Here is a 12,629-nt window from a genome sequence, read left to right as displayed (position 1 = left end):
GGGTTTTCCCGCGCCCGCGGTCGCGGTAGAAACCGCTCCATGAACGCACCTGTCAAACCTTCGAAGCTCATCAAGGGCGCCACCGGCGACTGGGAAATGGTCATCGGTCTGGAGATCCACGCCCAGGTCAATTCTCACGCCAAGCTGTTCTCCGGCTCGTCCACGGAGTTCGGAGGTGCGCCGAATAGCCATGTGTCGCTGGTCGATGCGGCCATGCCGGGCATGCTGCCGGTCATCAACGAGGAATGCGTCAAGCAGGCGGTGCGCACCGGGCTTGGCCTGAACGCACAGATCAACCGGCGCTCGACCTTCGACCGCAAGAATTATTTCTATCCGGACCTGCCGCAGGGCTACCAGATCAGCCAGTACAAGTCGCCGATCGTCGGCGAGGGCGAGGTCACGATCGAATTGGCCGATGGCGAGACCGCCATCGTCGGCATCGAGCGCCTGCATCTCGAACAGGACGCCGGCAAGCTGGTGCACGACCGCAATCCGTCCAGTACCTCGGTCGATCTCAACCGCTCGGGCGTCGCGCTGATGGAGATCGTCTCCAAGCCAGACATGCGCTCCAGCGAACAGGCCCAGGCCTATGTGTCGAAGCTCCGCACCATCCTGCGCTATCTCGGCACCTGCGACGGCGACATGGAGAAAGGCAACCTGCGCGCCGACTGCAACGTCTCGGTCCGCAAGCTGGGCGATCCCCTGGGAACCCGCTGCGAGATCAAGAACGTCAACTCGATCCGTTTCATCGGCCAGGCCATCGACTATGAGGCGCGCCGCCAGATCGGAATTCTCGAGGATGGCGGGGTGATCGATCAGGAGACGCGGCTCTACGACCCCAACAAGGGCGAGACCCGCTCGATGCGCTCCAAAGAAGAGGCGCATGACTACCGCTATTTCCCGGATCCCGACCTGCTGCCGCTGGAATTCAGCGAGGACTATGTCGCCGCGCTGAAAGCCGAGCTGCCGGAACTGCCGGACGAGAAGAAGGCGCGGTTCATCAGCGCGTTCGGCCTGTCGGCCTATGACGCCGCCGTGCTGGTGGCCGAGCGCGAGAGTGCTGAGTTCTTCGAGACGACGCTCGCCGGGCTTGCCGACAAAGCACGCGACGGCAAGCTCGCCGCCAACTGGGTGATCAATGAACTGTTCGGGCGCCTCAACAAGGAAGGCCAGGACATTGCGTCGTCGCCGGTGTCGGCGGCACAGATGGCTGCCATCATCGACCTGATCGGGGCAGGCGTGATCTCCGGCAAGATCGCCAAGGACCTGTTCGAAATCGTCTGGACGGAAGGCGGTGACCCGCGCGCGCTCGTCGAAGAGCGCGGCATGAAGCAGGTGACGGACACCGGCGCGATCGAGAAGGTGGTCGACGACATCATCGCAGCCAATCCCGACAAGGTCGCACAGGCGCAGGCCAAGCCGGCTCTGATGGGCTGGTTCGTCGGCCAGGTGATGAAGTCCTCGGGCGGCAAGGCCAATCCGCAGGTCGTCAACGACCTCCTCAAGAGCAAGCTCGGTATCTGACGACGGCCTTGCGATGACCGCGGCGCCGCCTCAAGCGGCGCCGTTTTCGTTTTGGCGAACCTCGTTGGCGCGTCGTAACCTACGCGATAAAGGGTCACGAGCGCGGGATCAGATCGCGAATCGGCGTGCCGTCAGTCGACAAAAAGTGCGGTTGTGGCCAGCACCGATAAGTCGCGAACGCGTTTTCCCGAAAAATATTTTCATTGCCAAAAATCCCGACTCAGAGTCCGCGGCAGCTGTTTTCAGTGCCCCGACTCACGCTTGGGGACGGCAGAAGTTTGTGTAGTTGTTTGATAGTACGAATTGCGGGCGCACGGAAAAAATAAGCACTTTCTGCAATCTTGACATTTATGGACGCAGCGTTTTCGGGCGTTTCTCGCGTCGCCTCGCGTGCCGGATTTCAAGTTGTGACTGAGCCCGTGGGGGAAGTGGCGCGTTGTGCTCATCAACACTTCCTTAAGCGGGAGACTGTTCTTTTGAAATCGTTGGTGTATTCGGGATGAAGTGCATTTCGATTCCCGAGTGCACGCAGCGATCAAGTCATCTCTTTATGGAGGGCAACATGGCCAAGAAAGCTACGAAGAAGGCAGTCAAGAAGACCGTCAAGAAGGCAGCGAAGAGCGCTGTGAAGAAGACCGCGAAGAAGACCAAGAAGGTCGCCAAGAAGAAGTAACTTCTTCTGCCACGATCGACGCCGGTGGCAACGCCGGCGACGTCACGAGAGCCTCGACGACAATTTGCTTCTCGAAGCGGATATTGATCGCAACTCTGGTCGACGAAAGAGGGTGTCGGCGAGACATCAGGTCAAACGGCTGGACCGTCACTCCGGGGCAGAGCTTGCTCTTCCCGCGAACCGGTCCGGCAAAGAAGCCGGTCATTCCGTGATTGGCGTTCTTTATTCGGTGCGGATCATTGGTCCGCAGTTTCATCGGTGGCTCCGGCCACATGAGATATGATCCTGACGTGTTGCCGACGCCCTCGTTTTTGCCGGTGCGGTTCATCCCCGGCGCTTTGAATGTCCCGATCCCGAATAGCTTTTGATCTGCTCGCTGTGACGTATCTCGCATTGGCGTCGTCGCATGCGCGGAGCAGGCCCTTTTAATATCCCTGGTTGCCGACGCTGCCGAGATGGTTACGGCATCCCAAAACAGCAGGGTAAACCAAATTCCGCGAAAATGCAGAAAACCCGCATAAATGCTGGGTTTTTGGCCGCGTACGGGCCGATTCAGGCTTCGGCTCTTCAGATTTCGTTCATCCCGATACTTAAACTGCTCTTCAAATTTGATCGGTCATATTGATCCCAACAAGCCGGCAAACGGCGGTTGGGATTGCATCAGATAACGGACAGGAGCCGCGCTCGGTTGGGGGCGGCAAAAGCAAAAAAAGGAATGACCGATGTTTCAGGGGCAGATTGATTTTGAAGCTGCGATACCGATCGCAGAGACCGCCATCCAGGACGTGCTGTTCGAGCGCGGTCTGTACTGGGCGTCGGGTCGCTCGGGGATCGTTGACCTCGTCGCCGCGCACAAGTGGTTCAACCTCGCTGCCCTCAAGGGCCGGGTCGACGCCATCCCGATGCGCCGCGAAGTCGCCGAGATGATGTCGGATGTCGAGATCGCTGCCGCGCAGCGCGATGCCCGCGCCTGGTTGTCGACGGTTCACTAAGCCGACTGCGTGTTTTCGCGGTGGTTCGGCAGGCGCGATGCCCGCCGGGGCAGGGTGATGAGCCGCTACTTCTTGACGATGGTGAAGATGCCGTCGGTCTCCGGCTCCGCCACGTAGCGGTTGTCCGGCGTCGAGAACTGGATGCGCAGTTTGCGGGTCGCGTCGGCAAAGCCAATCGTCCAACCCTCATAGAGCCGCCACGCCGCGATTTCGTCCATGACGGGGAAAGTCCTGGCGCAGTCCTTGGCCACGTCGATCTGTGAGCCGCCGATGGTGCTTTCGCTCTTCAAAACCACGCGGCAGCGTTTCCTGCCCTTGGCGTCCTGGAGTTCCCAGGTCCCGTAGATATCCCTGAGCAGCGCCGGATCGACCTCCTTGAGATCCATCAGCTTGAGGGTCTGCCCCGAGGCGGCAGATGAGATCGCCATCGCGACGGCCATCACGGCGGCCCATTTCATATCGCGCACTCCCTCGCATGTTTCCAAATGTACCGTAGCCACGTCACGGCCTTGTTACGAGCATCACGGTTGTAACGGGCATGTGCGCCCCAATGTCTGTCTCGTCGCTTGCAACGAGGCCGAGAGGCCGCGCAACAAAAAGGACAATGCCATGTCGACGAAGAAACTCACGCTCCCATCGATCATCCGCGCCAGCGGCGTTGCGAGTCTGGTGGTTATTGCCGTTGGCGCAGCCCAGCCTGCAGTTGCTGCATCGGCGCCCGCATATCCGCAATCGATCAGCGCGCCCGCTGCTGTCACATCCACCGATATCAGTGCGGCACGCAAGAACCGGCAGGTGAGGCGCACATCTCCGCGTGATGCCTATGGCAGCTATGTTGGCGGGGGCAGCTATGTCGGCGGGGCAGGCGGGGTATCGCATCCCGGCTACGGCTATGGCGTTGGAGACAATTCGCGGAACCAGACCTGGTAGGTCCGTCATCCAGGATGTGACGACTCGGCGGCGACCGCGAGTGTCGTCCTGCGAGGGTGTGCATGCTGTCGTGGAAGGTGATGGCGGAGAGGCGTCCGGAATCCTTCTTTGGGGATTGCCGGGCATCATTCGCTTAAGCGGAGAGTTTGAGTACCGCTAGCAGGTAGAGACTCGCCGGAGCGACCCGGCGGGTTTTCCTACTTTGAGGGAGGCTTGCCGCCGGCTTTTAGCTTTGCATCAAGACCAGCTTCCTTCGCTGCTGCTTCTGCGGGACCGACATAAAAATGATCGAACATTTCTTCGATCGTTTCGAGGCACCATTCCGCCTCGTGTGGATCTACGTCGATGATCTGGAGCGTCGTCTTGTCGTCGATGGGATGAGCACTGAAATTCCCGAAGTTGCGGATCGCATCGACTGTCTGCCGCAGCTTCCGGGGGAACGCCTTCAATGGATCGGTCTCTTTGAGTAGCAGATCGATCTCTCGCGCGAGATCTCGATCTTTGTAGCCGTGATCGTGCATCATGTTTTGCAGACACCGCCGAGAGAGGGCGGCCGATGCCTTCGGACTAATCGGTAGTACGTTGCATGCCTCGACATAGTCAGCGGCGATTGGTTTTGGAACGACGCCCGGTACAGGTCCGCGATTTGCACCGATTGGAACGATACGCCGCCATGGCATGGCGTAGATGCTGGACAGCGCATCGCGTATAGATAGTTCAATGGTCACCTTGCCGCAGTCGGCACCGGGTCAAATAGCGGATCGGAGTGTCCACCTTTGGTTTTCGTTGCCTCCCGGCACCAATAAATGTCTTCCGTTTCGGCTAACGGGAGCTTCGATCCAATTATCGTGAAAATTGATCGTGCAAAACGGGCACTTCATAGTGCGGCTCTCCCACAAGACCTGTCACCGTTATCTTTTGGGGCACAGGTTGGGGCAGGGAGCCCATGGATGCGCTTTTCTTAATGATATCAGGTGCTTGATTAAAATAATGGCGGAGCCGGAGGGATTCGAACCCTCGATACCCTTGAGAGGTATGCCGCTTTAGCAAAGCGGTGCCTTCAGCCACTCGGCCACAGCTCCATCATTGCTGCATATGCCCGACACCGTCGCGAGCCGCAAGCGCCAGATCGCAGTCTGTAGCGCATGTTCGCAGAAATCGGACACGTCAGATGTGGATGTGCCTTTATAATCTTCAGATGGCGCGCCCGCTTGTCGTGCATTTGCCGCAGGGAAATAGGCCCCCGGGGCCGTTTATCGATGGCCATCCGCCGTTCCGCACTTGCCGGAATTCTCTGGCAGATGTGAAACGATTCGGCTGATGGGCCAGGAAAGTCGGCCAGATACATCGAATGCGGGTGGGAATGTGTTTCTGCTCGTTACGGGATGGGTCGGTGCCCTGAAATGCGGCGCTAGAAATTCTTATGTTGAAACAATTGCTTGCCAAGAATGCGCATTCACGAGTCCGTGTGATTTAAGCAACACAGCCTGGGAAACGGCCGAATGGAGGCCGCTTTGAGGCGTTCCATTGTTGCGGAGCGAGAGACCTTAGGAGATGGTCTCGGTGCGACGGAGGGGGGCATCCCGAGGTCGTCCCGTAAGGTGGTTCGTCCTGAACCTCGTCGGCACGCTCGTGCGGCGGGTTTTGTGATTCGGAGCGTTTGCGGGTTGTCAGGGATTAAGGGGACTTGTCTTCAGGGTGGCCTCCACCCCGTTGCAGAACCTTCCCTAAAGCAACTTGGAGGTTTACATGAAGACGATTAAGGGCCTTATTCTCGGCTCGACGGCAGCTCTGCTTGCCGTTGGCGGAGCTCAGGCAGCCGATCTTCCCGTCAAGGCCAAAGCGGTCGAATACGTGAAGATCTGCTCCCTCTACGGCGCGGGTTTCTACTACATCCCGGGCACCGATACCTGCATCAAGATCGGCGGCGCGATCCGTTTGGACACCTCGTTCAACGCCGCAGCTTACGATACCCCGTTCTGGCAGGGTGGCGCTGGTGGCAATAATCTTTGGACCAAGGATTATTTCATCACCCGCGAACGTATCAACCTGACCACAGATACCCGCACCGCCACCGAATACGGTGTCGTTCGTACCTACGCGAACATGCAGTTCGACTTCTCGCAGAACCGTGAATCGATCGCTGGCGGCTTCACCGAAGTCGACTACGCTTTCATCCAGTTCGCCGGCTTCACCTTCGGTAAGGCCGTCTCGCAGTTCGATCCGCAGTGGGCCCTCAACAAGCCTTACATCTCGTCGGGCTTCATGGCTGGTTCGAACAACACGACCGGTATCCCGCAGATCGCCTACACCGCTTCGTTCGGTAATGGCGTGTCGGCGACGATCTCGCTCGAAAACGCTTCGGCCTACCGCAACGCCGGCCTCTGGAATACCAATTCTTTCATCACCGGACCGGGCGCGAGCACGTTCACGGGGGCCTTCTACGGCACGACCTCGAACACGTTCCTCGGCAATGCCTACGGCGGCAACCACATTCCTGACGTCGTCGGCAACATCCGCCTCGACCAGGCTTGGGGCACGCTGCACTTCGGCGCTGCGATGCACACTGCTACCCCGGGCTTCTACGGCGCGAACGAAGCTACCGGTCACGCTGACGACAAATACGGTTTCGCAGTCAACGGTGCGGTTGAATTCAAGAACCTGCCCACCGGCGCTGGTGACACTCTGAAGCTCGAAGCAACCTACGCCAAGGGCGCAGCGAAGTACGCGATCGCTGGCGGCACCACCGATACCTCGGGCGGCGGTCGTTTCGCGAAGGTCGACGGCAACACCATCGGCTTCGGCTACGTTCTCGATGGCGTCTACACCACCAATGGCCAGATCATCCAGAGCGAAGCCTGGTCGGTCGCTGGCTTCTACGAGCACTACTGGAACCCGGCATGGCGCACGTCGCTGTTCGGCAGCTACAGCAGCATCTCGTACGGTGACGGCAATGCTCTGATGCTCGCCGCATTCCAGGGCCTCACCACGGGTGGTCCGGGCACCAGCAGCTCGTCGGCTGCAGCATCTCGCGCTGGCACCTTCACCGGCACCGGCAACTTCGACTTCGCCGTGGCCCAGATCGGTACCCGTACTGCCTGGACCCCCGTCAAGAACCTGACCCTGTCGGCTGAATTCACCTACAGCCGCCTCGAGCAGAACCTCAACGGCACCTACGCCGTGACGAGCATGTCCGGCAAGCCGGCCGGCACGCTCCTGAACACGAGCAACCAGAACCTCTACAACGGTTCGGTGCAGATCCTGCGCTCGTTCTAATATCGACTGCCTCACGGCAATCGCTATCTGAAACAAAGACCCCCGGCAGGAAACTGCCGGGGGTTTTTGCTTGCGTGATTGATCGCTATGCCGAGGGGCAGGACGGGTTTCGCTTCGACGCTTACGCGTCTGCGGTCTACCCCATCCGACGTATTTGCGCTGTCCTGATTGACGCTATTCGACGCTGCTGCTGGCACCGCGATGCAGGTCGGCCTCGATCTGCAGCCGTGAGCCGCCGCCGAAGCGGGCGCGATAGACCTGCAGGTTCTCCATGATGCGCTGGACGTAGTTGCGCGTTTCTGAGAACGGAATCGACTCGACCCAATCGACCGGATCGACCTTGGGATCGCGCGGATCGCCGTAGCGTTCGATCCATTTGCGCACGCTACCGCGGCCGGCGTTGTAACCGGCGAAGGTCATGATGTAGGAGCCGCGATAGTCTTCGAGCAGGCCACCAAGTTCGGCGGCGCCCAGCGTAGCGTTGTAAACCGAATCGCCCTTGAGGCGGGCGAGGTCATAGGTGCCGCCATGTCGCTTGGTGACGTATTGCGCCGCGCTCGGCGTCACCTGCATCAGACCATAGGCCTGGGCTGGCGACACGACGGCCGGATTGAAGGCGCTTTCCTGCCGCGCGATCGCATAGACGACAGCGGATTCGACTTCAGGTCCGATCGGGCGATAGCTCGGAATGCCCGTTGTCGGATAGGCATAGTGATCGAACGGCAGGCCGCGATTGAGCGCCGCCTTGCCGACCAGCAATGTGCCGCGGGCATCCTTGTTCTGTTGCGCGAGCTCGGCAAGGCCGAGCACAGCTTCCGGATCGCCGTTTTCGCCGACATCACCGAAGATCGGAATGGCGACTTCGCGCTCGTCGATGGCGTAGAGCAGTTGCACCGCGCGGACGATTTCCAGTCGATCGAGCCCACGCGCGCGGGCGGTCAATGCACCACTGATGTCGAGCTGCTGCAGGCCAAGCTTGGCGCGTGCGAGCTGGCCGTAATAGCTGGTGGATTGCTCTGCTGCGCGCGTATAGGCGGCACGCGCTTCCTGGCTGCGGCCTGCGGCTTCTGCAGCACGGCCCTGCCAGTAACCGGCGCGGGCGAGAGCTGTCGGATTGACGCTGCCGACGCCGATGCGTGCGAAGTGCTGTGCGGCCGTCGCGGGATCTTTCAGGAAGCGCAGCGCGATCCAGCCGGCAGTGAACTCCTGCTCGGTTTTGTAGATGTCGCGCGCCGGCAGGGCAGCATCGCGTGCCACGAGATAGGCCGAGCGATGTTCGCCGACGTCGAGTAACTTGCGCGCCGTGAGACGTCGCTCGATCCACCATTCGTCGAGATTGTGCAGGCGCTGCGGTTCGCGCGGCGCTGCAATCATCAGCCGCGCTGCTTCGCCGAATTTCTCCTCGCGGCGCAGCTGCTGAATGTGGCTGAAGATGTAGCCGGGGTCGCTATGCAGCTCGGACGGCACTGCAGCGAGCAGCGCGTTGGCGTTCGATGCCTTCTTGGTGACGCCGATGCGCGCCCGGGCCAGAGCCATCTGCGCGCCGCCGAGGCGTTTGGCAGAGCGCACCGCGGCATCTGAATCGCTGCCATAGAGCAGCATGTCCATGCGCGCCTTGTGATCGCCGGGTGTGATCAGCGGACCGAACATGTCGATGGCCATGTTCTCGGTATCGCCCGATAACGGATCGCTGCGCCATGCATCACGGATCAGCCGCTCCGCGCCGGCGCGGTCGCCGCGCGCGAGGAGCGACTTGGCCAGAGCGAATTTGCCCTTGGCGGAAATCGGCTTCTCGCTCTCGAAATAAGACTGGATCGCGGAGTCGTCGCGCTTGTCGTCCCACAGCGCCGCTTCGATGCGGCGTCGCAGGAAGGTCTGCGATGGCCAGCTCGGATTGGCGGCGACGAAAGCGCGGTAGCGCTCGACCGAAGCGCCATTGTCATCGCTGCGCAGATAGATCCATTCGCCGAGCTTGCGCGCCACCGGATCGCCAATCGTTTGCACGACCTGCGCGGCTTCCGAACCCTTGCGCTTGCGGATCAGCTCGATGACGCTTTCGAGCGTTTCGGCATCCGCCTGTGGGGTGGATGTTGTTGCCGCCACCGCGGCGCGGGCGACTGGCTTCTTGGCAGCAGGGGGAATCGCCGCATGCTGGCGTGTGGCGGGCTGGATTACAGAAGCCGAGCTCGCAGCATCTGGCGCGAGCGGCTTCGCCGGGGCCGCCACGGCCGTGGCGACCTGTGCGGCGCTACGCGCAATGGGGCGCGCTTTCGGCAATGGAACCTTGGTGGCCGCCCGGGCCTCGACGGCCAGCACCGATACTCCGACCGCCAGCGCCAGACCGGAGCCCAAGGCTGTCCGTTGCAAGGCCGTCCGCCGCGCAGTCGTGGTGAGGAACAGGTGCTTCACGGCATTCCCTCGCGGCGAATCAGACAATCGCACGCATTCCCATGATGTATTTGATTGAAACGGTGACCAAATCGTCAATTTCTGTAACCGTTTGCTCCTCTCTGCCCGGCCACGGCGGCGAAATCACGGCCAAACAGCCGGTAAACCGCGCTGAAACCGCTTCGGGCGGTCTTTCGCCGCAGCCATAGACTCGATAAGACTTGCTGTTCAATCAATCGGTTCAAGCAGACGGCTAAAGCCGCATCGCGTTCGGAGCAGACCATGGCAGCCACCAAGACGAATTTCCGGGGGTCTTACACCGCGCTGGTCACGCCGTTCAAAGATGGCGCGCTGGACGAGGCAGGCTTTCGTGCGCTCGTCAGCTGGCAGATCGCCGAGGGCAGCAACGGCCTCGTTCCGGTCGGCACCACGGGCGAGAGCCCGACGCTGAGCCACGAAGAGCACTACAAGGTCGTCGAATGGTGCATCGACGAAGCCAAGGGCCGCGTGCCGGTGATCGCTGGCGCCGGGTCCAATTCCACCAAGGAAGCGGTGGCACTGGCGAAGCACGCCGAGAAGGCCGGCGCCGATGCAGTGCTGGTGGTGACGCCGTATTACAACAAGCCCACGCAAGAGGGCATGTATCAGCACTTCAAGGCGGTGAACGACGCGATCGGCATTCCGATCATCATCTACAATATTCCGCCCCGTTCGGTGGTCGATATGTCCGTGGACACCATGGCGCGCCTGTATGAGCTGAAGAACATCGCCGGCGTGAAGGATGCCACTGCCGATCTCGCGCGTGTGTCCAAGCAGCGTCACGCGATGGGACCGGATTTCATCCAGATGTCCGGCGAAGACATGACCGCGCTGGCCTATATGGCGGCGGGTGGCCATGGCTGCATTTCGGTGACGGCGAATGTTGCGCCGAAGCTGTGTGCCGAACTGATGTCGCTGGTGCTCAAGGGCGACTATGCCGGGGCGCTCAAGGTCCAGGATCGCCTGACGCCGCTGCATGACACGATCTTCAAGGAGCCGGGCCTTGCCGGCGCCAAGCACGGCCTCGCTTTGCTGGGCCGCATCAAGGAAGAGGTACGTCTGCCGCTGATGACGGTGACGCCGCCGACCGGCAAGGTGATCCGCGACGCCATGGTCTTCGCCGGCCTCATCAACTAGGTATCTGCATCAACCGGATGTTGAGTGATTTTGGCTGCGTCATCTCTCCCTATTTGTAAGCGCGTACTTATCGTTCGTTGAAAACAAAAAGGAATTGCAGATGCTGAAGGAATTTCGCGATTTCGCGATGAAGGGCAATGTGGTCGATCTCGCGGTCGGCGTGATCATCGGCGCGGCCTTCGGTGCCATCGTCTCGTCGATGGTGGCCGACGTCATCATGCCGATCATCGGTGCCATCACCGGCGGTCTCGATTTCTCGAATTACTTCACGGGTCTCTCAAAATCCGTTACGGCAACCAATCTGGCCGACGCCAAGAAGCAGGGCGCCGTGCTGGCCTGGGGCAGCTTCCTGACCCTGACGCTGAACTTCATCATTGTCGCCTTTGTCCTGTTCTTGGTGATCCGCTTCATGAACCAGCTGAAGCGCAACGATGCCGCCAAGCCGGTTGAACCGCCGAAGCCGACCCGTGAAGAAGAACTGCTGACCGAGATCCGCGACCTGCTCAAGAAGGCCTGAGCCCAAGGCTTGGGTCGGGCATTCGCGGCACCTATATTCGGTCAGCACGCTGAAAGTATTGAACGATGGCCGAAAAGAACGAACGCCCGATCAAGGTGATCGCCGAGAACCGCAAGGCGCGGTTCAACTATGCCGTCGAGGACACGGTCGAGGCGGGTATCGCCTTGACAGGCACCGAGGTGAAGTCGATCCGCAACGGCAAGAGCACCATTGCGGAATCCTACGCCGATCCGAAGGACGGCGAGATCTGGCTGATCAACTGCAACATCCCTGAATATCTGCAGGCCAACCGTTTCAACCACGAGCCGAAGCGGCCGCGCAAGCTGCTGCTGCATCGCAAGCAGATCAACAAGCTGATGGGTGCGGTAGAACGCCAGGGCATGACCCTTGTGCCGTTGAAGATGTACTTCAACGAACGCGGCCGGGTTAAGCTGCAGCTTGCGCTGGCCAAGGGCAAGCAGCTCCACGACAAACGTGCGAGCGAGAAGGACCGCGACTGGGGCCGCGAGAAGGGCCGTCTGTTGCGCGCGCGGGGATAAGGCTGGGCGTCGCCCATTCTTTCAAACAAGAGGATGAGATGACGCAAGGCAACCTGCTCGAAGTCGACTGGAGCAAGATTCCGGCGCCGGAAGACGACGGCGCCGCCAATCATCTGACCGGCATGACCATCCCACCGGTCAGCCTGCGCGCCACGAACGATACAGCGGTTACGCTGTCCGAACTCACCGGCCGCACCGTGGTGTTTGGCTATCCGCGCACAGGCGAGCCCGGCAAAATCGGGCTGGTCGATGACTGGGACATGATCCCGGGCGCGCGTGGCTGCACACCGCAAACCTGTTCGTTCCGGGATCTGTTCGCGGAGCTGAAGGCCGCTGGTGCCAAGCATGTGTTTGGCCTGTCGACGCAGAGCAACGAATATCAGACTGAAATGGCCGGGCGGCTGCATCTGCCGTTTCCGGTGTTGTCCGACGAGCAACTTGAGCTGAGCGACGCACTCAGCCTGCCGACCATGGAGGTTGCCGATCTCACGATGATCAAGCGCATGGCCATGATCATCGACGACGGCAAGATCACCCATGTGTTCTATCCGGTGTTTCCACCGGACCGGAACGCGGGCGATGTGCTGGAATGGATGAAGGCGAACCCGGTTTGA

At 60.5% G+C, this 12,629-nt stretch carries 11 protein-coding genes and 1 tRNA gene; 8 read left to right on the top strand and 4 right to left on the bottom strand.

Going from position 1 to position 12,629, the window contains the following annotated elements:
• The first annotated feature begins 39 nt into the window (after window positions 1-39).
• Complete coding sequence (gene gatB, locus AC1DUY_RS29120; protein ID WP_478118832.1) at window positions 40-1,524, top strand: Asp-tRNA(Asn)/Glu-tRNA(Gln) amidotransferase subunit GatB; 1,485 nt, start codon at window positions 40-42, stop codon at window positions 1,522-1,524.
• Between the two features lie 1,395 nt (window positions 1,525-2,919).
• Complete coding sequence (locus AC1DUY_RS29115; RefSeq protein WP_478118830.1) at window positions 2,920-3,189, top strand: hypothetical protein; 270 nt, start codon at window positions 2,920-2,922, stop codon at window positions 3,187-3,189.
• Between the two features lie 65 nt (window positions 3,190-3,254).
• On the opposite strand, the gene AC1DUY_RS29110 is transcribed toward AC1DUY_RS29115, so the two are convergent.
• Entirely contained in the window at window positions 3,255-3,647 is a 393-nt protein-coding gene (locus AC1DUY_RS29110) for an AprI/Inh family metalloprotease inhibitor (protein WP_478118828.1), read from the bottom strand.
• Between the two features lie 151 nt (window positions 3,648-3,798).
• Between AC1DUY_RS29110 and AC1DUY_RS29105 the strand changes: the two genes are divergently transcribed.
• Complete coding sequence (locus AC1DUY_RS29105; protein ID WP_478118826.1) at window positions 3,799-4,119, top strand: hypothetical protein; 321 nt, start codon at window positions 3,799-3,801, stop codon at window positions 4,117-4,119.
• A 197-nt stretch (window positions 4,120-4,316) separates the two neighbouring features.
• On the opposite strand, the gene AC1DUY_RS29100 is transcribed toward AC1DUY_RS29105, so the two are convergent.
• Entirely contained in the window at window positions 4,317-4,847 is a 531-nt protein-coding gene (locus AC1DUY_RS29100) for a DUF4145 domain-containing protein (RefSeq protein ID WP_478118824.1), read from the bottom strand.
• Window positions 4,848-5,110: 263 nt separating this feature from the next.
• Window positions 5,111-5,201 (bottom strand) — tRNA-Ser (locus AC1DUY_RS29095).
• A 667-nt stretch (window positions 5,202-5,868) separates the two neighbouring features.
• On the opposite strand from AC1DUY_RS29095, the gene AC1DUY_RS29090 reads away from it, so the two are divergent.
• A complete protein-coding gene (locus AC1DUY_RS29090) occupies window positions 5,869-7,395 on the top strand; it encodes a porin (RefSeq protein ID WP_478118823.1) in 1,527 nt (508 codons plus the stop codon).
• 174 nt (window positions 7,396-7,569) lie between these two features.
• Here AC1DUY_RS29090 and AC1DUY_RS29085 read toward each other — a convergent pair whose 3' ends face one another.
• Complete coding sequence (locus tag AC1DUY_RS29085) at window positions 7,570-9,729, bottom strand: lytic transglycosylase domain-containing protein (RefSeq protein ID WP_478118891.1); 2,160 nt, start codon at window positions 9,727-9,729, stop codon at window positions 7,570-7,572.
• 336 nt (window positions 9,730-10,065) lie between these two features.
• Between AC1DUY_RS29085 and dapA the strand changes: the two genes are divergently transcribed.
• The 4 genes from dapA to AC1DUY_RS29065 all read left to right on the top strand — a co-directional run bounded on the left by dapA (window position 10,066) and on the right by AC1DUY_RS29065 (window position 12,629).
• Complete coding sequence (dapA, locus tag AC1DUY_RS29080; protein WP_478118821.1) at window positions 10,066-10,959, top strand: 4-hydroxy-tetrahydrodipicolinate synthase; 894 nt, start codon at window positions 10,066-10,068, stop codon at window positions 10,957-10,959.
• Between the two features lie 100 nt (window positions 10,960-11,059).
• Window positions 11,060-11,476 carry a large conductance mechanosensitive channel protein MscL gene (gene mscL, locus AC1DUY_RS29075; protein WP_089263809.1) on the top strand — a complete coding sequence of 139 codons (417 nt, stop codon included), beginning with the start codon at window positions 11,060-11,062 and terminating at the stop codon, window positions 11,474-11,476.
• A gap of 65 nt (window positions 11,477-11,541) precedes the next feature.
• On the top strand, window positions 11,542-12,015 hold the full coding sequence (gene smpB / locus AC1DUY_RS29070) for an SsrA-binding protein SmpB (RefSeq protein ID WP_068732465.1): 474 nt from the start codon (window positions 11,542-11,544) through the stop codon (window positions 12,013-12,015).
• Window positions 12,016-12,053: 38 nt separating this feature from the next.
• Window positions 12,054-12,629, top strand: coding sequence for a peroxiredoxin (locus AC1DUY_RS29065; protein WP_478118818.1), 576 nt, complete (start codon window positions 12,054-12,056; stop codon window positions 12,627-12,629).

It is taken from the genome of Tardiphaga sp. P4_G1, assembly GCF_056401215.1.
The sequence above is the reverse complement of the archived record's forward strand: the minus strand, read 5'-3'. Positions and strand labels throughout refer to the sequence as shown.